The organism is Enterobacter sp. CP102 (genome assembly GCF_025152625.1).
GTDB lineage: Bacteria > Pseudomonadota > Gammaproteobacteria > Enterobacterales > Enterobacteriaceae > Enterobacter > Enterobacter soli.
Genome location: NZ_CP104014.1, coordinates 3854791 through 3876074 on the forward strand (window position 1 = coordinate 3854791; position 21284 = coordinate 3876074).

Genomic DNA, 21284 nt, shown 5'->3' on the forward strand with positions numbered 1-21284 from the left:
TAACTCCTTAACGAGCGACCCAACCAAGAGTCCTCTGCGCCAGCACATCACGTGCCGGGATAAATAATTCCATCGCCATCAGCCCGAGGTTGCGCCCGGCAACCAGCGGGGCCCAGCGATTAGCGAACAGATGCACCAGGCCATCCGTGACGCCGATTGTGGCCTCTTTATCGGCATGGCGGCGCTTCTGATAATGGCTAAGCACCGAATACGCACCACAATCTTTTTGTTCTCCCCACGCCTGCGCCAGCGATTCCGCCAGGCTCATGACATCGCGCAGGCCCAGATTAAAACCCTGGCCCGCAATCGGATGCAGGGTTTGCGCGGCATTCCCCACCAGCGCAACGCGATGGGAAATCGACTGGGACGCAGTCGTCAGCGACAGCGGATAAACAGACCGCTTCCCCGCGTGGGTGATGCGCCCAAGTCGCCAGCCGAAGGCTTTTTGCAGCTCAGTGCAAAAACGTTCATCGCTCCAGGACAGCACGTCATCCGCCTTGTCTTGCGGGTGGCACCACACCAGCGAACAGCGATCCTGCGCCATCGGCAACATCGCCAGCGGGCCATGCTGCGTAAAACGCTCAAATGCACGCCCGTGATGCTCGCTCTGGGTAGAGACATTCGCAATGACCGCCACCTGTCCATAAGGTTGCGAGCGCCATTCCACGCCACACTGAGTACCCAGCGCAGAGCGGGAACCATCTGCTGCAACCAGCAGCTGGCCGTCAAGTGTCGTGCCATCGTCAAGCGTGACGTTAACGGCATCTTCGCTGCGACTGAAATGAGTCACGCGCGCCGGGCAGTGTAAGGTCACACCAGGTGCATCCTGTAACAAGCGGAACAGGCGGAGCCCAACGTCGTGCAGCTCAACAACCTGACCCAGCGCGTCGATGCGATAATCCTGCGCATCAAGGGTAACAAATCCCGCATGGCCGCGATCGCTGACGTGCACTGTTTCGATGGCAGTCGCGCAGTCGGCGATAGCCTGCCAGATCCCTATGCGCGCTAACTGCTGGCAGGTGCCTTGTGCCAGCGCAATTGCGCGGGCATCAAAACCCGGATGCTCGGTGGTCTGAGGTGCGATAGCTTCAATCAGGTGAACCGGAAGCTTCCCCTGCGTTAAATGAGAAATGGCCAGAGCCAGCGTGGCCCCTGTCATGCCACCGCCAACGATGATCACGCTCATACGCGTGCCGCTGCCATCAGCGCCTCAATGTCGTCGGCATTTTTCACAACAGAGGCAGTCAGGTTTTCATTGCCGGTTTCGGTGATGACGATGTCATCTTCAATACGAATGCCAATCCCGCGGTACTCTTGCGGCACATCGGCGTCCGGGGCGATATACAGACCCGGTTCAACGGTTAACACCATGCCCGGTTCCAGCACGCGCGAACGTTCAGAACCGTAGGCGCCCACATCATGAACATCCAGCCCCAGCCAGTGACTCAGGCCATGCATAAAGTACGGACGATGGGCATTTTCGGTGATCAGGGTATCCACTTCCCCCTTCAGAATGCCAAGACGCACCAGTCCGGTAATCATGATCCGCACCACTGCACCGGTGACGTCCTGAATGGAAGTGCCCGGGCGATAGAGCGTCAGTGCCGTTTCCAGTGACTCAAGAACGATGTCATAAATTGCGCGCTGCGCAGGCGTGAATTTGCCGCTTACCGGGAAAGTACGGGTGATATCGCCTGCATAGCCCTGATATTCGCAACCAGCGTCAATCAGCACCAGATCACCAGCACGCAGTTCACTTTCGTTCTCGGTGTAGTGCAGGATGCAGCCGTTTTCGCCGCCGCCCACGATGGTGTTGTAGGACGGATAGCGCGCGCCGTGGCGGTTAAACTCGTGGTGGATCTCGCCTTCGAGCTGGTATTCAAACATCCCGGGACGGCACTTTTCCATCGCACGGGTATGCGCCAGCGCGCTGATTTCACCTGCACGGCGTAGCACTTCAATTTCTTCTTCTGACTTGAAGAGACGCATCTCGTGCACCACCGGGCGCCAGTCCGTGAGCGTAGCTGGCGCAGATAAGTTCTGACGCGAACCTTTTCGCAGCTTATCCAGCGCATTGAAGACAATCTCATCGGCCCAGGCATATTCGCCCTGCGCGTGGTAGAGCACGTCCAGACCGTTAAGCAACTGATAAAGCTGCTGGTTGATTTCGCTGAACGCCAGAGCGCGATCGACACCGAGCTTTGCAGGCGCGGCCTCCTGGCCTAAGCGACGGCCAAACCAGATTTCGGCGGTTAAATCCCGCACGCGGTTGAAAAGCACGCTGTGGTTGTGGGTGTCATTGCTCTTAATCAGCACCAGTACCGCTTCAGACTCGTTAAACCCGGTGAAGTACCAGAAATCGCTGCTCTGGCGATAGGGGTATTCGCTGTCGGCGCTGCGCGTCACTTCAGGCGCGGCAAAAATTAGCGCGGCGCTTCCTGGCTGCATTTTTGCCAGCAGCGCCTGACGACGGCGAGAATACTCTTGATTCGAGATAACCATGACACCCTCCTGTGCGTTATTTTTCTTAATGTAAGGTTGGCTTGCGCACTTCCGGCGCGGTTGGCTGCGAGCGCGTAAAGGTGTCGTGGCACAGCAGCGCCGCAACGCGTACGTACTCAATAATCTCTTCGAGGGACATTTCCAGCTCTTCCTGGTCTTCCTCTTCGTCATAGCCAAGCTGCGCGATGTTGCGCAGATCGTCGATAGCTTCACCCGCTTCGCCGGTGACTTTATCGAGCTTAGGCTGTGTCACGCCAAGACCCAGCAGATAGTGGTTTACCCAACCTGCGAGCGCATCAGCGCGTTCGAAGACGCTAACATCGTCGCCTTCAGGCAGATAAAGCTGAAAAAGGAAGCCGTCATCTTCCAGCGAGTCGCTGGTTGCGGAGTGCATTTTACGCAGCGCTTCAGCCAGCTCGTGACCAAATGCCAGCCCTTCGTTCGTCAGGTCGTGAACCAGCGGCTGCCATGAGCTGTCGCTGTTTCCGCCACACAGCATCCCGGCGATCAGACCATGCATTTCGGCAGGGGTTAAGCCCACCCCTTGCTGGTTCAGTAACTGGCTTAAATCGTTGTAACCAGGCATTTCGTTCTGTATAGACATGCGCATTCGTCATCGTTGGGAGGAATATTCATGATATGCTACCACTTTGGACCCTGGTGATACCAGAAAAGGGCTTGTATCTTCACATCAGGGTAGCTATAGTGTCGCCCCTTCGCGGCCCCCGGGGCAGTAAGCGAAGGCAGCGCAGTCAATCAGCAGGAAGGTGGCATGTCTGCACAACCCGTCGATCTCCAGATTTTTGGCCGTTCACTGCGAGTGAATTGTCCACCTGAACAAAGGGATGCTTTGAATCAGGCTGCGGACGATTTGAATCAGCGGTTGCAAGATCTAAAAGAACGCACTAGAGTCACAAATACTGAGCAGCTGGTCTTTATCGCCGCGTTGAACATCAGCTATGAATTGACTCAGGAAAAAGCAAAGACCCGCGACTACGCGGCAAGCATGGAGCAGCGTATTAAAATGCTCCAGCAGACCATTGAACAGGCATTGCTTGATCAAGGTCGCACTCCCGAAAGACCGGGACCAAAGTTTGAATAACACTTCTCAGTTGACTATGGTAGAGTAACTGGGAAGACAAAATTTCTCTGAGATGTTCGCAAGCGGGCCAGTCCCCTGAGCCGATATTTCATACCACAAGAATGTGGCGCTCCATGGTTGGTGAGCATGCTCGGCCCGTCCGAGAAGCCTTAAAACTATGACGACACATTCACCTTGAACCAAGGGTTCAAGGGTTACAGCCTGCGGCGGCATCTCGGAGATTCCCTCTCTCTTCTTCTACCGACTACCATGACTCTACTTTCTGAAGTTTCTGCCTCACGCCAGGACATCCGTCAGTTAATCCGTAAACGCCGTCGTGCGTTAACCCCCGAACAGCAAACTCATTTCGCCCAGCAGGCCGCTGCACGCATGATGGCATACCCACCGGTTGTGATGGCACATACGGTCGCCCTGTTTCTGTCATTTGATGGCGAACTGGATACCCAGCCGCTTATCGAACAACTCTGGCGCGCCGGGAAAAAGGTTTACCTGCCGGTATTGCATCCGTTTAGCGAGGGTAACCTGCTGTTCCTGAACTACCATCCGCACAGCGAACTGGTGGTCAATCGTCTGAAAATCACCGAGCCGAAACTGGACGTGCGCGACGTGCTCCCGCTTGCGGAGCTGGATGTACTGGTAACCCCACTGGTGGCGTTTGATGAACAAGGCCAGCGTCTGGGAATGGGTGGCGGTTTTTATGACAGAACACTGCAAAACTGGCAGCAGTATGGTTTGCAGCCAGTGGGCTATGCGCATGATTGTCAGGGCGTAGAGGCGTTGCCGGTAGAGAAATGGGATGTGCCGTTGCCTGCGGTGGTGACGCCCAGTAAAACCTGGACCTGGTAGAATAAAGCCGGGTGGCGCTAACGCTTACCCGGCCTACAAAAACTCAACGTAGGTCGGGTAAGGCGCAGCCGCCACCCGACACCACAGACCGCTCTATCAGTAAAGCAGACGCGCGCGGATAGTCCCCGGGATCGCCTTCATGCTCAGCAGCGCTTTCTCGGCCACATCTTCATCCGCTTCAATATCGATAACCACGTAACCCATCTGCGAGTTCGTTTGCAGATACTGTGCGGCAATGTTGACACCCTGCTCAGCAAAAATCTGGTTAATTGCGGTCAGTACGCCAGGACGGTTTTCGTGAATGTGCAGCAAACGACGGCCACCGTGCAGCGGCAGAGACACTTCCGGGAAATTCACCGCAGAGAGCGTAGAACCGTTGTCGGAGTATTTGCTCAGTTTACCCGCCACTTCCAGGCCGATGTTCTCCTGCGCTTCCTGAGTTGAACCACCAATGTGTGGTGTCAGGATCACGTTATCGAACTCGCACAGCGGAGACGTAAACGGATCGCTATTGGTTGCCGGCTCGGTCGGGAATACGTCAATCGCCGCACCCGCCAGATGTTTACGCTTCAGCGCATCACACAGCGCCGGGATGTCGACAACGGTGCCGCGCGCGGCGTTGATCAGCAGTGAACCAGGCTTCATCAGCGCCAGCTCTTCTGCACCCATCATGTTTTTAGTGGAGGCGTTTTCCGGCACATGCAGGCTCACGACATCACTCATGTTCAGCAGGTCAGACAGGTGTTGAACCTGGGTAGCATTCCCCAGCGGCAGTTTGCTTTCGATATCGTAGAAGAAGACGTTCATGCCGAGGGATTCAGCAAGGATACCCAGCTGCGTACCGATGTGGCCGTAACCGATGATACCCAGTTTTTTGCCACGCGCTTCGAAAGAGCCAGACGCCAGTTTGTTCCACACGCCGCGGTGTGCTTTGGCGTTCGCTTCCGGAATACCGCGCAACAGCAGCAGCAGTTCGCCAATCACCAGCTCCGCAACAGAACGGGTGTTAGAGAACGGGGCGTTAAAGACAGGAATACCGCGCTTTGCAGCAGCATTCAGGTCAACCTGGTTGGTGCCGATACAGAAGCAACCAATAGCAACCAGCTTTTCCGCCGCAGCGATAACGTCTTCAGTCAGGTGAGTACGGGATCGCAGGCCAATGAAGTGGGCATCACGGATGGACGCTTTCAGCTCTTCAGTATCCAGCGCGCCTTTGTGAAATTCGATGTTGGTGTAACCCGCTGCACGAAGGCTATCGAGTGCTTTCTGATGCACGCCTTCTACCAGCAGGAATTTAATCTTGTCTTTCTCCAGTGATACCTTTGCCATTTACCCGACCCTGTTTTTTGTCTGAACTGATGTTGTGCTGGATTTGAATCCGCTCTAGCCAACATATCAAAAAAAACTATTGCAGCAATATGAACGTTTGCGTCGGCACTCTGAAGAAAAGTCATACAGGGCAAAATGACAGAGGAAAATGCTGCGTAAATTTACGAAAGCGGCAGGATCGGCAAAAGAGGGGCAAAAACGTGACACAAGTCACCGAATTTAGCTTTTCAAAAATTTTTTAGCGGGGGGAGAGTTCCCCCCGTCAGATCATTTCACGATGGTTTTCACGCCGTCAGCCGTACCGATCAGGGCAACATCCGCGCCACGGTTGGCAAATAACCCTACGGTTACTACGCCTGGAAGGCCATTGATGGCATTTTCCAGCGCAATGGCATCCAGAATTTCCAGACCGTGCACATCCAGGATCACGTTACCGTTGTCAGTCACAACACCCTGACGGTATTCCGGGCGCCCCCCCAGCTTCACCAGTTCACGCGCCACTGCGCTGCGCGCCATTGGGATCACTTCAACTGGCAGCGGGAATTTGCCCAGGATATCAACCTGCTTAGAGGCATCCGCGATACAGATAAACTTATCCGCAACGGAAGCGATGATCTTCTCACGCGTCAGCGCCGCGCCACCGCCTTTGATCATCTGCATGTGGCCGTTGATCTCATCAGCGCCGTCAACGTAGATCCCCAGGCGATCCACTTCGTTCAGGTCAAACACGGTAATGCCAAGGCTTTTCAGCTTTTCCGTGGAAGCATCGGAGCTGGATACTGCACCCTCGATCTGCCCTTTCATCGTGCCCAGGGCATCAATGAAGTGCGCCGCCGTCGACCCCGTACCAACACCCACAATAGTGCCTGGCTGTACGTACTGGAGAGCGGCCCATCCTACTGCTTTTTTCAGTTCATCCTGCGTCATGATCTTTTTGCCTGTGGTGTGAAAACTCAGGGCGCATTATAGAACACGTAAGCGGGAAATGTCCCTGTGACCACTATCACATAACCGCGCAAAGCCGTGACAGATCCGATGTGGGTGCATTTCGTCTGTATCAAACGTAAATTTGTGTCATAGTGCTGAATAAGCACATTTCAGGAGTAAGCCAGAGCAATGAAACGTCCGGACTACAGAACACTACAGGCACTTGATGCGGTTATTCGTGAACGAGGTTTTGAGCGCGCGGCGCAAAAGCTGTGCATCACTCAATCCGCAGTCTCACAACGTATCAAACAGCTTGAAAACATGTTCGGGCAGCCGCTGCTGGTGCGTACCGTTCCCCCTCGCCCAACGGAACAAGGTCAGAAGCTCCTTGCTCTGCTCCGCCAGGTTGAACTGCTGGAAGATGAATGGCTGGGTGATGAACAGACCGGCTCCACGCCGCTGCTGCTGTCGCTGGCGGTGAACGCCGACAGTCTGGCAACCTGGCTGTTACCGGCGCTTGCCCCGGTACTGGCAGACTCCCCTATTCGCCTGAATTTACAGGTAGAAGACGAAACCCGCACCCAGGAACGCCTGCGGCGCGGGGAAGTGGTGGGTGCTGTCAGTATTCAGCCGCAAGCGCTGCCAAGCTGCCTTGTGGATCAGCTCGGTGCGCTGGATTACCTGTTTGTCGGTTCGAAGGCTTTCGCAGAACGCTACTTCCCGAATGGCGTTACCCGCGCGGCGCTGCTTAAAGCCCCTGCCGTTGCGTTCGACCATCTTGATGATATGCATCAGGCCTTCCTGCAACAAAACTTCGACCTGCCGCCTGGCAGCGTGCCGTGCCACATTGTGAACTCGTCCGAAGCCTTTGTGCAGCTCGCGCGTCAGGGAACCACCTGCTGCATGATCCCGCATCTGCAAATTGAGAAAGAGTTAAAAAGCGGTGAGCTTATCGATTTAACGCCGGGGCTGTACCAGCGCCGGATGCTTTACTGGCACCGTTTTGCGCCGGAAAGCCGCATGATGCGCAACGTAACAGATGCACTGCTGGCATTCGGGCATAAGGTGTTGAGGCAGGATTAAAAAAATACGCCGGGTGGCGCCAGGCTTACCCGGCCTACTGGTTTACTGAGCGGATTTTTGAGCGGGTTCCAGCTCAAACACCACATCAACCTGATCGTCGAACTGGATAGTCGGCTGCTCGTAAGTTTCCTGGGCAGAAACCGGCGCAGCATCGGCCTTCATCATCCGAACCATCGGGCTTGGCTGGTAGTTAGAAACGTGGTAACGCACGCTATACACCGGGCCAAGTTTGCTGTTAAAGCCTGAAGCCAGCTGCTGCGCCTGATGAATTGCATCATCAATGGCCGCTTTGCGCGCTTCGTCTTTGTATTTTTCAGGTTGCGCAACACCCAGTGAGACAGAACGAATTTCGTTCAGACCTGCTTTCAGCGCGCCATCCAGTAATGAATTAAGCTTATCGAGCTGACGCAGCGTGACCTCAACGGTACGCACCGCGCGGTAACCTTTCAGAATACTTTTGCCGTTCTGGTAGTCGTAATCAGGCTGGGTGCGCAGGTTTGCGGAGTTGATATCCTTTTTCGCGACACCATTCTGTTCGAGGAAAGAGAGATATTGCGCAACACGATCGTCTGCCTGTTTTTTGGCAGAAGCGGCATCTTTTGCGGCCACATTCACTTCGATTGCCAGCGTTGCCACATCCGGAACGGCATCCACACTTGCCGTGCCTGAAGTCACAATGTGCGGGCCAGCAGGCAATTCATTCGCCTGAACCGATACCGCGCCTAAACTTACTAATGCCGCCAGGGCCATCACTTTAAACTTCACTGTCATTCCTCCATGTTGCGAAGAGTGCCCTATCAACAGGGCACATGCCAGCAAGCTTAGCGGGTCTTGTTCAGTTGTCCATAAGACAACACTTAGTTGAGTAAACCCTGTACATGCTGAATACCGTCTTTTGCCAGCTGGAAAGCGATAAACCACATCACGACACCCACCAGCGTATTAATGATGCGCTGTGCTTTCGCCGTGCGCAGACGGGGGGCCAGCCAGGCCGCCAGTATCGCCAGGCCGAAGAACCACAGGAAAGAGGCACTGACCGTGCCAAGCGCAAACCAGCGTTTTGGCTCCACATCCAGCTGCCCGCCAAGGCTTCCCAGGACGACAAAGGTATCGAGATACACATGCGGGTTAAGCCAGGTGACCGCCAGCATGGTGACGATAATCTTCCAGCGCCCCTGTTTCATGACCTCGGCCGTGGCTAATTCAAGATTGCTGCTCATGGCGGTTTTCAGCGCACCAAAACCGTACCACAACAGAAACGCCACGCCACCCCAGGTAACCAGCGCCAGCAGCCAGGGCGACTGCATTAGCAGTGCACTACCGCCAAAAATTCCGGCGCAAATCAGCAGCAAATCACTTATCGCACACAGCAGCGCAATCATCAGATGGTACTGACGGCGAATGCCCTGATTCATCACGAATGCATTCTGGGGGCCGAGCGGAAGGATCATGGCCGCGCCTAAGGCAAGACCTTGAAAATAATAGGATAACATGACGTAAATCTCTCAGAATTGTCTTTGCAGCAGACTATACTGTGAGAATGTCATTAGCGGAAATTGATAATATTAATTGGGTATTAGCATGGCTAATAAAATAAAAGCCCGGTGGCGCTAGCGCTTACCGAGCCTACGGGAGACGTTATTCAGCTTCTTTGACTTTTTTGACGTTTACGTCCATCTGCGGGTACGGGAAGCTGATGCCGTTGGCGTCAAAATCACGCTTGATGCGTTCCAGAACATCCCAGTAAACGTTTTGCAGATCGCTGCTTTTGCTCCAGATACGCACCACGAAGTTAATGGATGACGCGCCCAGTTCGTTGAGGCGAACCGTCTGCTCTTTATCTTTCAGAATGCGATCGTCTGAAGCAATGATATTGCTAATCAGCGATTTGACCTGATCGATGTCGGAGTCATAGGCCACGCTGATAATCAGCTCATTACGGCGCACCGGTTCACGGGAGAAGTTAATGATGTTGCCCGCGATGATTTTCCCATTCGGTACCACCACGATACGGCCATCGACGGTACGCATGGTGGTGGAGAAGATCTGCACCTGGAGCACGGTTCCGGCAATGCCGCCCAAATCAACGTATTCACCCGAGCGGAACGGGCGGAAGGTGACCAGCAGAACGCCTGCCGCCAGGTTTGAAAGTGAGCCCTGCAGCGCCAGACCAATAGCCAGACCAGCCGCACCGAGCACGGCGATGACGGATGCCGTCTGCACGCCCACGCGACCCAGCGCCGCAATCAGCGTAAAGGCAATAATCCCATAGCGCACCAGTGCAGAGAGGAAATCGGCAACCGTGGCATCAATGTTTCGCGCCACCATCACGCGATTAACGGTGTTTGACACGATCCGTGCCACGATCATCCCGACAATGATAATCGCGATTGCCGCAACGATGTTAACGGCATAACTCAGCAGTAACTCCTGGTTGCGCACAAGCCAGGTACCGGCGTTATTGATGCTGTCTACGACATCGAGTTGTTCCATTTATTCTTCCTTTTGTTAAACCAATACACAAAATCCATCCCCCATGGAGACAGGCAGGTCAGTAAAGGGTAAACAAAAAGAACAAATATTGCCAAACAGATCACAAAAACCAGACCAGCAGGCCATTGAAAAGCCATAAAAAAAGGCCCGCATTTGCGGACCTTTCTGAGGCGTTTAGCGACTCAAATTACAGAACGTCAACCGCGTTCAGCTCTTTGAATGCCTGCTCCAGACGAGTAATCATTGAAGTCTGTGCAGCACGCAGCCATACGCGTGGATCGTAGTATTTCTTGTTCGGCTGGTCTTCGCCTTTCGGGTTGCCCAGCTGGCCTTGCAGGTAAGCTTCGTTGGTTTTGTAGTATTGCAGGATACCGTCCCAGGTTGCCCATTGGGTGTCGGTATCGATGTTCATTTTCACTACGCCGTAGCTTACGGAGTCTTTGATTTCCTGAGCAGAAGAACCGGAACCACCGTGGAATACGAAGTTCAGGCTGTTGTGCGGCAGGTTGTGTTTCTTGGACACGTATTCCTGAGAATCACGCAGGATAGTTGGGGTCAGAACCACGTTACCTGGTTTGTAAACGCCGTGCACGTTACCGAAGGACGCTGCGATAGTGAAGCGTGGGCTGATTTTGCTCAGCTCGGTGTATGCGTAATCAACGTCTTCTGGCTGGGTGTACAGTGCAGAAGCGTCCATGTGGCTGTTGTCCACGCCGTCTTCTTCACCACCGGTGCAACCCAGTTCGATTTCCAGGGTCATGTCCATTTTGGCCATGCGCGCCAGGTATTTAGAGCAGATTTCGATGTTTTCGTGCAGTGACTCTTCAGACAGGTCGATCATGTGAGAAGAGAACAGTGGTTTACCGGTTGCCGCGAAGTGTTTCTCACCCGCGTCCAGCAGACCGTCGATCCATGGCAGCAGTTTCTTCGCGCAGTGGTCGGTGTGCAGGATAACTGGAACACCGTAGTGTTCAGCCATCTGGTGAACGTGGTGCGCACCAGAGATAGCACCCAGGATTGCAGCGCCCTGAGGAACGTCAGTTTTCACGCCTTTACCTGCAACGAACGCAGCACCACCGTTAGAGAACTGAACGATTACCGGCGCTTTAACTTTTGCAGCGGTTTCCAGAACGGCGTTGATGGAGTCGGTACCTACGCAGTTAACTGCTGGCAGAGCAAAATTGTTCTCTTTAGCTACCTGGAACACTTTCTGAACGTCATCACCAGTGATCACGCCAGGTTTTACGAAATCAAAAATTTTAGACATGTTACGAGTCCTGTATCTTCGGCCTTGGAAAGAGGTGCGTGCCCTAAAGCGCGCTGAAAATTGGGCAGGTTTCCCTGCCCTTAAATGACTTACTTCTTAGCGCGCTCTTCGAGCATTGCTACTGCTGGCAGTACTTTGCCTTCCACGAATTCGAGGAATGCGCCGCCACCAGTGGAGATGTAGGAGATCTTGTCAGCGATACCGAACAGGTCGATAGCTGCCAGCGTGTCACCGCCGCCTGCGATTGAGAACGCTTCGCTGTCTGCGATTGCGTTAGCAACGATTTCAGTACCTTTACGGAAGTTCGCGAATTCGAACACACCAACAGGACCGTTCCACAGGATAGTTTTTGCGTTTTTCAGGATTTCAGCCAGTTTCTGTGCAGAAACATCGCCCAGATCCAGGATCTGCTCTTCATCTTTGATGTCGTTTACAGATTTCAGGGTGGCGGTTGCTGTTTCAGAGAACTCGGTCGCGACGCGAACGTCAGTTGGAACAGGGATATCACAGGTGGTCAGCAGGCGTTTCGCTTCATCAACCAGGTCTGCTTCGTACAGGGATTTACCCACATTGTGGCCCTGAGCGGCAACGAAGGTGTTTGCGATACCACCGCCAACGATCAGCTGGTCAGCGATTTTAGACAGGGAATCCAGAACGGTCAGTTTGGTAGAAACTTTAGAACCACCAACGATAGCAACCATTGGGCGAGCTGGCTCTTTCAGCGCTTTACCCAGTGCTTCCAGTTCGTCAGCCAGCAGAGGACCTGCACAGGCTACGTCTGCGAATTTACCGATACCGTGGGTAGAAGCCTGAGCACGGTGAGCAGTACCGAATGCATCCATCACGAATACGTCACACAGTGCAGCGTATTTTTTGGACAGTGCTTCGTCGTCTTTCTTCTCGCCTTTGTTGAAGCGAACGTTTTCCAGAACAACCAGTTCACCAGCAGCCACTTCAACGCCGTCCAGGTAATCTTTAACCAGGCGAACCGGGTTGGACAGTTTGTCTTTCAGGTAATTAACAACTGGCAGCAGAGAGAACTCTTCGTTGTACTCGCCTTCAGTTGGACGACCCAGGTGGGAGGTTACCATCACTTTTGCACCTTGCTTCAGTGCCAGTTCGATGGTTGGCAGAGATGCACGGATACGCGCGTCGCTGGTCACTTTGCCATCTTTAACCGGTACGTTCAGATCAGCACGGATGAAAACGCGTTTACCAGCCAGATCCAGATCGGTCATCTTAATTACAGACATGGTGAATCCTCTCGTTGATTCTTAAAGTTTTGCAGACGCACGATGCGTCTTACCTGAAACCTTGAGCGGCCATTGCTAACGTGGTGTCGAGCATTCGGTTAGCAAAGCCCCATTCGTTATCACACCAGACCAGCGTCTTGATAAGGTGTGCGCCACTGACTCGCGTTTGAGTGCCATCAACAATGGCGCTGTGCGGGTCGTGGTTAAAATCTACTGAGACCAACGGTAATTCCGTATAGTCAACTATACCATGAAATGCACCCTGTGCCGCTTTTTGCAGCAACAGGTTGACTTCACAGGCTTTTACCGGTTTTTTCACCGTTACACTGAGATCAATTGCAGTGACGTTAATCGTCGGGACACGCACGGCAATGGCTTCAAAACGGTCGTTAAACTGCGGGAAAATACGGGTAATCCCTGCCGCAAGCTTCGTATCCACCGGAATGATCGACTGGCTCGCCGCGCGAGTGCGTCGTAAGTCCGGGTGATAGGCGTCGATAACCTGCTGATCGTGCATGGCGGAGTGAATCGTGGTCACGGTGCCGGATTCAATGCCATACGCATCGTCTAACAGTTTGATGACCGGAATAATGCAGTTGGTGGTACAGGAGGCGTTGGAAACAATACGGTGTTCAGCTTGCAGCTCATGCTGGTTGACACCAAACACGACTGTCGCGTCGAGGTCGTTACTGCCGGGATGAGAAAACAGGACTTTTTTCGCGCCTGCTGCCAGATGCGCTTCGCCGTGTTCGCGGTTGCCGTACACGCCGGTGCAGTCCAGCACTACATCCACACCCAGCTCGCGCCACGGTAGCTCTTCGATGCTGCTCTCATGCAGTACGCGAATCGCATCGTCACCAACAAAAAGCTGATCTCTTTCCTGGCGAACATCCCAGGCAAAGCGGCCATGACTGGTGTCGTATTTCAATAAATGCGCCATGCCCGTGGCATCCGCCAGTTCATTGATTGCCACCACGGTCATTTCCGCACGACGCCCGGATTCATATAAAGCACGAACCACGTTACGCCCGATGCGACCGAAGCCATTAATCGCTACGCGTACGGTCATAGATCTCCTGCAAAGCTATCCCTGGGTTTGAGGTGGCTGAAAGAGTAATCCAGCTACGCCCGAAGGGGAATCCTTGCCTGTCACAAACTGCGATTGATTGGTCAATTGTCGAACATTTAATCGACTGAAACGCTTCAGCTAGAATAAGCGAATCGGGGAATAAAAGGAATGACTGACCAGAGAGATAAGCCTGCAACATGACTTGCGTCACATTTTTGATGGAATAACCGGTACGTTTCAAATGCAGTCGAACGCTGACAACGAAAAAACAGTCCGGGAGGGATCATCCTGCCCGGACAGATGAGATACCTGATTTATTAGTAATAATAATACCCGTGTGGCACGGTCAAAGTAGCTGTCAGCACTTTTTTCCCGTCGACGATCTGGTACACCTTGAGGTCATCCTCTTCCTTCACGGTGACGCTGGAATCAGCGATGTACATGATTTTTTGAGCGCCTAAGTAACCACAGGTCATATGATCTGCATCGCACTGGCCAGTCTTAAGGATGTTCGCACCAGCGACATACTGGTCGTTAATATAAACCTGGTACTGAGCGTCTGTATAACCATCGATGAGGAACTCAACGGCATAATTCCCGACGCTGGCGGTTGCATCTACAATATAGACAGCTTTCAACTGACCATTATCAGTAACCAGAGCATTACCAAGCATCTGCTGAGTCACCGTTTTGGATATATCAATAGACTCTTCATCACTATCCTGGCGGACGATGGTGATCACGTCCCCCTCATTGATGGTGGCATCATTGGTGGTAATTTTAACCGTCTGATCGGTAGTAGAAAATTTACCGTTAGTCAGTTTTCCCTTGTTAATTTTCGCTACAGAGACATTATTCACGCGAATATCAAAGACGCCATCCTGGAAATCCGTTAATGGCATCTCGCAATAGACACCGGGATACATAATATACTGACCTGTTTTACCATCATACGCGAACCCTTTTTTGGCCCCGCGCGCCAGCGTCAGATACGAAACGACATGAGTGCTATCGTCGTCGTCATCGTCATCGCTGTCTGAAGCCTTCAACGTAGCAACAATTTTACCCAGCGTGTGATCGCTGGAATCGCCGCTGATATCCCAGATGATGGCTCCGCCAAGGCCCTGATCCTTGATGTAATTCACTTTGTCAGTAATAGACGCTTCATCATCATAGGTCAGGAACTCTTTGGTTTTTGCGTTATAAAGATAAGGAACGTGTGACTCCGAATCCCAGTAACGGGTGTAGTCGCCGCTGGCGATTTTCTCCTGCAACACATAGAACGGGTTAGTCCCTGTGTACTGGTCTTCATCATCCCATGCGCCGTGGACGGTAGCGGTTCCTGCAGCAAACAGCCCCGGTAAGCCTTTCACGATTTCAGTAGGCTCAACATTGCCCCAACCGCGACCGTAGAACGGGACACCCATAGTCAGTTTATTTTTTGCCACGCCCCAGGTATTGACATAGTCACTCATTGCCGAGGAGACGTTGAGTTTTAGATCTTCATCCTGACTATTCGGATAAAGCGGCGCATTATGACCCGTAATAGCATCGAAAGCGCCATGGATGTCATACGCCATCACGTTAACGGAGTCGAGCAGCGAGGCCGTAACCGCCGGATTGATATAGGCCATTTTATTATGGTTTACCGTCACGGCAGCGGAGAGTTGATAATAGATATCGTTTTGTTTGCCCAGCACATCCAGTTTGTTACGTAAACTGGTAATCAAATTAGTGAACTGCGTTTTTTCAACATCAGTATCAGGGTATTCCCAGTCAATATCTACGCCATCAAATTTCCACTTCACAATATAATCGACAATACTTTGCGCGAGTTTTTCGACACCTTCATCGGTTGACGTTGCAGCTTCAAATACGCCCTCTTCTGAGTTAGTCCATCCCCCGACAGAAAGAATATTTTTCACGCCTGCCGCCTTACTGGCAGTCGCAATTTCTTTCATCAGTTCCGGACCTTTTTCAGTATCATGCGTTACCACCACACCATTTTCGACAACACCAAAGGCATAAGTAATATGCGTTAGCTGATCCCAGGCAATTTTATCCGGCGTAAAATAGTTATGCGCCGCATACACTCCCCATTCAGGATAATAGCCATAAATGCGGGTCTGTTTCGCAACGTTCTCTTTTTGCTGGGTCTGGTAATCTTCAGCCTGCTGGCCTGTCCACGGCGTAAAGTTGTAGGTAGCAATGACATTAGCTTCCAGGTTGGTTGCTGCGCCTTTTAGCCATACGCTATTGCTTCCCGGAATTTCACCTGGATTGGCCCACCACTGGTTCGTCCAGTAATAGCCGTTGTAACGCACTTTTGTATTGGGAGTATCGTAGGTCTGTGTCGAATCATACAGAGGTGTAGCAATAACATCGGCAAGCTTATTGGCAACAACAACCGTTTCTGTGCCAGGAAAATCGTTATTAGTACCACTACTACTGCCATCGCTTGGGACAAGCTCAAGCCAACTTTCGCCATTATCGGTTGACCGCATAAGCGTATTACTATACGTGCCTTCTATCTTATTCGTATCGTCATTAGCGGTTAATTCGGCCAGCGTACTTGTGGAAAACAAACACGTGGATACCGCCAACGCAACGATTGATGGTGATATATTCATACAATATCCTTATTGGTTTCTGATTATTTATAAAAATAACAGCATTGCTAAAAGTCCTGACAGAGCGTAGCAAACTGATTCATCAAAAACTAATATAGATATTTTTACCAGTTAACGAAAAACATTCACAATATAAATTAGAGGGCAAATAAAACAATAAAACCAACAAATATAAATTATAGATATTATTTTCTTGATAAATAAAAAAGGGTGCTCAAGGCACCCTTTTTAAAGAACGTGATAATTACAGCAGTTCTTTCGCTTTCGCGACAACGTTCTCTACGGTGAAGCCGAACTCTTCGAACAGCAGCTCTGCCGGTGCAGACTCACCGAAGGTGGTCATACCAACGATAGCGCCATTCAGGCCCACGTATTTGAACCAGTAGTCAGCGATACCCGCTTCCACTGCCACGCGAGCGGAAACCGCTTTAGGCAGTACGGATTCACGGTAGGCCGCATCCTGCTTGTCGAACGCGTCGGTAGACGGCATGGAAACCACGCGCGCTTTCACGCCTTCGGCAGACAGTTTGTCCCATGCCGCAATAGCCAGCTCAACTTCAGAGCCAGTCGCGATGAAGATAAGCTCTGGCTGGCCAGCGCAGTCTTTCAGCACGTAACCACCGCGGGCGATGTTCGCCAGCTGCTCTGGAGTACGATCCTGCTGTGCCAGGTTCTGACGGGAGAGGATCAGTGCGGTCGGGCCGTCCTGACGCTCAACGCCGTATTTCCACGCTACCGCGGATTCAACCTGGTCACATGGGCGCCATGTGGACATGTTCGGGGTCACACGCAGGGAAGCAACCTGCTCTACCGGCTGGTGAGTCGGGCCATCTTCGCCCAGACCGATGGAGTCATGGGTGTAGACCATCACCTGACGCTGTTTCATCAGCGCAGCCATACGCACGGCGTTACGTGCATATTCCACGAACATCAGGAAGGTAGAGGTGTACGGCAGGAAACCACCGTGCAGGGAGATACCGTTTGCAATCGCGGTCATACCGAATTCACGTACACCATAATGGATGTAGTTACCGGCGGTATTTTCGTTGATTGGCTTAGAACCGGACCACAGGGTCAGGTTGGAAGGTGCCAGGTCAGCGGAGCCGCCCAGGAATTCTGGAAGCCAAGGACCGAACGCTTCGATCGCGTTCTGAGACGCTTTACGGCTGGCGATTTTAGATGGGTTCGCCTGCAGCTTAGCGATGAACTCGTTCGCTTTCGCGTCGAAGTCAGACGGCATGTCGCCTTTCATACGACGGGTGAATTCAGCCGCTTCCTGCGGGAAGGCTTTCGCGTACGCAGCGAACTTCTCGTTCCATGCCGCTTCTTTCGCCTGGCCCGCTTCTTTTGCATCCCACTGCGCATAAATGTCAGATGGGATTTCGAATGCCGGGTGTTTCCAGCCCAGCGCTTCACGGGTCAGCGCGATTTCCGCGTCGCCCAGTGGCGCACCGTGGGAGTCGTGGGTACCCGCTTTGTTCGGAGAACCGAAGCCGATGATGGTTTTGCACATCAGCAGGGACGGTTTGTCGGTCACAGCGCGCGCTTCTTCTACTGCACGTTTAATCGAGTCAGCATCGTGGCCATCAACACCACGCACTACGTGCCAGCCGTAGGCTTCGAAGCGTGCTGCGGTGTCGTCAGTGAACCAGCCTTCAACGTGACCGTCGATGGAGATACCGTTGTCGTCATAGAACGCAACCAGTTTACCCAGCTTCAGGGTACCTGCCAGGGAGCACACTTCGTGAGAAATGCCTTCCATCATGCAGCCATCGCCCATGAATGCATAGGTGAAGTGGTCCACGATGTCGTGGCCAGGACGGTTGAACTGTGCTGCCAGAGTCTTCTCGGCAATCGCCATACCCACGGCGTTAGCAATACCCTGACCCAGCGGGCCGGTGGTGGTTTCTACACCAGCGGTGTAGCCCACTTCCGGGTGACCTGGCGTTTTGGAGTGCAGCTGACGGAAGTTTTTCAGCTCTTCGATTGGCAGATCATAGCCGGTGAGGTGCAGCAGGCTGTAGATCAGCATTGAGCCGTGGCCGTTAGACAGCACGAAACGATCGCGGTCAGCCCAGGCCGGGTTCTGCGGGTTGTGGTTCAGGAAATCACGCCACAGGACTTCCGCGATATCAGCCATACCCATAGGGGCGCCCGGGTGGCCGGATTTGGCTTTCTGTACTGCGTCCATGCTCAGCGCACGAATAGCATTAGCAAGCTCTTTACGTGAGGACATTTTAACTCCAGATCGGACTGTTAAAGGCCATGCCCTTGACGACAGCGCGTTTTGGGCTACGCCGGAAAAAAGTGCCAACAATGTAACCCAAGCGACAAGGCATGTACATGGAGCATTCTTTTGCCGCTTAAGAAATCTCTGGATCATGCTCGCATGTTGCGCAATCTGCTCGCCCGCTACCGTATATCTTCCTTATACTTAGCCCGACACTGGCTTTTTGGCCGGTGCACTTTTCGGATTTAATTCAGACTAACGAGTACGGAAGCAACATCATGAAAATGCGTGCAATTGTGCTGGCCCTGGGTACAACGCTGCTGCTGAGCGGCTGTCAGAATATGGATTCTAATGGCCTGATGACCTCTGGTGCTGAAGCATTTCAGGCGTATTCACTGAGCGATGCGCAGGTAAAAGCGCTGAGCGACCAGGCCTGTAAAGATATGGACGGAAAAGCCACTATCGCCCCTGCCAGCAGCACATATGCGCAGCGTCTGAATAAGATAGCCTCCGCTCTGGGCGACAACATCAACGGCCAGCCGGTGAACTACAAGGTCTACATGGCGAAAGACGTGAACGCATTTGCCATGGCAAACGGCTGTATTCGCGTCTACAGCGGGCTGATGGACATGATGAACGACAACGAAGTTGAAGCGGTCATCGGTCATGAAATGGGTCACGTCGCACTCGGCCACGTGAAAAAAGGAATGCAGGTCGCGCTGGGCACCAACGCCGTTCGCGCCGCAGCGGCCTCCGCGGGTGGGATCGTCGGCAGCCTGTCCCAGTCTCAGCTTGGCGATATGGGTGAAAAACTGGTCAACTCTCAGTTCTCCCAGCGTCAGGAATCCGAGGCCGATGACTACTCCTACGACTTGTTGCGCAAACGCGGTATTAATCCGTCAGGGTTAGCCACCAGCTTCGAAAAACTGGCAAAACAGGAAGCGGGACGTCAAAGTTCAATGTTTGACGATCACCCGGCGTCAGAAGAACGCGCACAACATATTCGCGATCGTATGGCAGCAGACGGAATTAAATAATTTATGAAGGAGGCAATATTGCCTCCTTTTTTATTTCGCACGTATTGTCAATTTAACCGCACGTATCGATAACGCCCTGCAAGCCGCGCCACATCAGCATCAATTCTCTGAAACCTTTACTCACATAATTATTGCAATCGGTAAATTTTCCGGTAATTATTCCTTCGCAGTCTTTCAAATTAATATATCAAGACAGAGACGTTCCCTCCGTGAAAAAACAATTATCGTTAGTTGCTTTAAGTTTATTTTCCGTATTACCTGCTTTTGCAAGCCAGCAATCAGACAGCCAGGGTTTTATTGACGACAGCCATCTGGATCTGTTTTTACGCAATGCGTATATCAGCCGTGACTATCATCAGGGCCAGCAGGATAAAGCCGAATGGGGTCAGGGCATCGTCGCCACATTTGCATCTGGTTATACCGAAGGGCTGGTCGGCTTTGGCGTTGACGGCATTGCCCAGTACGGCGTACGCCTTGACGGCGGTCGCGGTAAAAGCGGTGCAGGCGGTATCGACTTCTTTAAACAGGAAGACGATGGTCGTGCGAAATCCGATCTGGCGAAATTTGGCGCGACCGCCAAAATGCGCATCTCCAATACCGTACTGAGCTACGGTAACCAGCGTCCTGAGCTTCCGATTGTGAATGCCGACAGCTCCCGCCTGCTGTTCGAAAGCTATACCGGGACGATGCTGACCTCAAAAGAGATAGACGGGCTGGAAGTCAACGCGGGTTACTTCACTGACGAGCAACGCAAAAGCGACGACCGCCACGACAGCGGCCTGAAGAGCCTCTCCTTTGGTGGTGCAAGCTATCAGTTCAACGACCAGTTCAGCGGCGCGCTGTACGCTTCTCACGTTGAAGAGGTAATGAACAAGCAGTATCTGGGCATGAACTTCAAACAACCGTTCAGCACCGGGCAACAGCTGGTTCTCGACTTTAACGGCTATAACTCACGTCTGGATCAGGGTTACGCTGACAGCCTCGATACGGGCCGCAGCAACACCATCTGGAGCATGGCGGCGAGCTACATCTGGGATATTCATACCTTCAAGGTGGCGTATCAGCAAAGCAGCGGCAGCACCGGTTATCACTACGGCAGCTATCGCGATCAGGGCGGCGTGGGCGACGGTGGGAATACCATCTGGCTTGCGAACTCTTACTGGTCTGATTTTAACGGTGAAGACGAACGCTCATGGCAGGCATCCTACGGGCTGGACTTTGCCGGCCTCGGCTTACCGGGCCTGAGCTGGACCACAGCATATGTGCGTGGCGATAACATCAAAACCGCTGAAACCAGCAACGGTAAAGAGCATGAGTGGTTTAACCAGGTTCAGTACCAGGTGCAGGATGGCCCGGCGAAAGACCTGAAACTGAAACTGCGCTACTCCGTTCTGCGCGTGTCCAGTAATGCCAGCGATTACAACGTGGGCGGAGACGAAATCCGCGTCTATGTGGAATACCCGTTTAACGTGTTTTAAGCGTAAAAAAGCCCTCACCTGCTGGTGAGGGCTTTGAC

The 21284-nt window shown here is 52.8% G+C and carries 18 protein-coding genes and 1 other RNA gene; 6 read left to right on the forward strand and 13 right to left on the reverse strand.

Going from position 1 to position 21284, the window contains the following annotated elements; all coding sequences use genetic code 11:
• Nucleotides 1-7 precede the first annotated feature (7 nt).
• The 3 genes from ubiH to N1249_RS18130 are packed head-to-tail and all read right to left on the reverse strand — an operon-like array spanning nt 8 to nt 3106.
• Nucleotides 8-1186, reverse strand: a complete 1179-nt coding sequence (gene ubiH, locus N1249_RS18120; protein ID WP_259831859.1) for a 2-octaprenyl-6-methoxyphenyl hydroxylase — start codon at nt 1184-1186, stop codon at nt 8-10.
• Nucleotides 1183-2496, reverse strand: coding sequence for a Xaa-Pro aminopeptidase (gene pepP / locus N1249_RS18125; protein ID WP_259838213.1), 1314 nt, complete (start codon nt 2494-2496; stop codon nt 1183-1185). The genes ubiH and pepP overlap by 4 nt, the downstream gene beginning before the upstream one ends.
• Before the next feature lie 31 nt (nt 2497-2527).
• Nucleotides 2528-3106, reverse strand: a complete 579-nt coding sequence (locus N1249_RS18130; protein ID WP_259831860.1) for a YecA family protein — start codon at nt 3104-3106, stop codon at nt 2528-2530.
• 168 nt (nt 3107-3274) lie between these two features.
• Here N1249_RS18130 and zapA point away from each other — a divergent pair, with 168 nt between their 5' ends.
• The 3 genes from zapA to N1249_RS18145 all read left to right on the forward strand — a co-directional run bounded on the left by zapA (nt 3275) and on the right by N1249_RS18145 (nt 4450).
• The gene (gene zapA / locus N1249_RS18135) at nt 3275-3604 is read left to right on the forward strand and encodes a cell division protein ZapA (RefSeq protein WP_014071673.1); all 330 of its coding nucleotides are present in this window, start codon (nt 3275-3277) and stop codon (nt 3602-3604) included.
• A gap of 41 nt (nt 3605-3645) precedes the next feature.
• Nucleotides 3646-3829: non-coding RNA, 6S RNA (gene ssrS / locus N1249_RS18140), on the forward strand.
• Nucleotides 3830-3853: 24 nt separating this feature from the next.
• Entirely contained in the window at nt 3854-4450 is a 597-nt protein-coding gene (locus N1249_RS18145; RefSeq protein WP_259831861.1) for a 5-formyltetrahydrofolate cyclo-ligase, read from the forward strand.
• A gap of 96 nt (nt 4451-4546) precedes the next feature.
• Here N1249_RS18145 and serA read toward each other — a convergent pair whose 3' ends face one another.
• The gene (gene serA / locus N1249_RS18150; protein ID WP_259831862.1) at nt 4547-5779 is read right to left on the reverse strand and encodes a phosphoglycerate dehydrogenase; all 1233 of its coding nucleotides are present in this window, start codon (nt 5777-5779) and stop codon (nt 4547-4549) included.
• Nucleotides 5780-6046: 267 nt separating this feature from the next.
• Entirely contained in the window at nt 6047-6706 is a 660-nt protein-coding gene (gene rpiA / locus N1249_RS18155) for a ribose-5-phosphate isomerase RpiA (protein ID WP_014071676.1), read from the reverse strand.
• 189 nt (nt 6707-6895) lie between these two features.
• Between rpiA and argP the strand changes: the two genes are divergently transcribed.
• Entirely contained in the window at nt 6896-7789 is an 894-nt protein-coding gene (gene argP, locus N1249_RS18160; protein WP_003860089.1) for a DNA-binding transcriptional regulator ArgP, read from the forward strand.
• Nucleotides 7790-7831: 42 nt separating this feature from the next.
• Here argP and N1249_RS18165 read toward each other — a convergent pair whose 3' ends face one another.
• The 8 genes from N1249_RS18165 to tkt all read right to left on the reverse strand — a co-directional run bounded on the left by N1249_RS18165 (nt 7832) and on the right by tkt (nt 18737).
• Nucleotides 7832-8554, reverse strand: coding sequence for an oxidative stress defense protein (locus N1249_RS18165; protein ID WP_182063462.1), 723 nt, complete (start codon nt 8552-8554; stop codon nt 7832-7834).
• A gap of 92 nt (nt 8555-8646) precedes the next feature.
• On the reverse strand, nt 8647-9282 hold the full coding sequence (gene argO / locus N1249_RS18170) for an arginine exporter ArgO (RefSeq protein ID WP_259831863.1): 636 nt from the start codon (nt 9280-9282) through the stop codon (nt 8647-8649).
• Between the two features lie 145 nt (nt 9283-9427).
• Nucleotides 9428-10282, reverse strand: coding sequence for a small-conductance mechanosensitive channel MscS (gene mscS / locus N1249_RS18175; RefSeq protein WP_259831864.1), 855 nt, complete (start codon nt 10280-10282; stop codon nt 9428-9430).
• A 187-nt stretch (nt 10283-10469) separates the two neighbouring features.
• Nucleotides 10470-11549, reverse strand: coding sequence for a class II fructose-bisphosphate aldolase (gene fbaA / locus N1249_RS18180; RefSeq protein WP_257272022.1), 1080 nt, complete (start codon nt 11547-11549; stop codon nt 10470-10472).
• 89 nt (nt 11550-11638) lie between these two features.
• Nucleotides 11639-12802: a phosphoglycerate kinase gene (pgk, locus tag N1249_RS18185; RefSeq protein ID WP_014071681.1), complete on the reverse strand. Its 1164-nt coding sequence runs from the start codon at nt 12800-12802 to the stop codon at nt 11639-11641.
• 49 nt (nt 12803-12851) lie between these two features.
• On the reverse strand, nt 12852-13871 hold the full coding sequence (gene epd / locus N1249_RS18190) for an erythrose-4-phosphate dehydrogenase (protein WP_166717527.1): 1020 nt from the start codon (nt 13869-13871) through the stop codon (nt 12852-12854).
• A gap of 317 nt (nt 13872-14188) precedes the next feature.
• Complete coding sequence (locus N1249_RS18195) at nt 14189-16501, reverse strand: glycoside hydrolase family 18 protein (protein ID WP_259831865.1); 2313 nt, start codon at nt 16499-16501, stop codon at nt 14189-14191.
• A gap of 244 nt (nt 16502-16745) precedes the next feature.
• Nucleotides 16746-18737: a transketolase gene (gene tkt / locus N1249_RS18200; protein ID WP_259831866.1), complete on the reverse strand. Its 1992-nt coding sequence runs from the start codon at nt 18735-18737 to the stop codon at nt 16746-16748.
• Nucleotides 18738-19009: 272 nt separating this feature from the next.
• Here tkt and N1249_RS18205 point away from each other — a divergent pair, with 272 nt between their 5' ends.
• On the forward strand, nt 19010-19768 hold the full coding sequence (locus tag N1249_RS18205) for a M48 family metallopeptidase (protein WP_014071684.1): 759 nt from the start codon (nt 19010-19012) through the stop codon (nt 19766-19768).
• A gap of 209 nt (nt 19769-19977) precedes the next feature.
• On the forward strand, nt 19978-21246 hold the full coding sequence (locus N1249_RS18210; protein ID WP_259831867.1) for an OprD family porin: 1269 nt from the start codon (nt 19978-19980) through the stop codon (nt 21244-21246).
• Nucleotides 21247-21284: the final 38 nt, after the last annotated feature.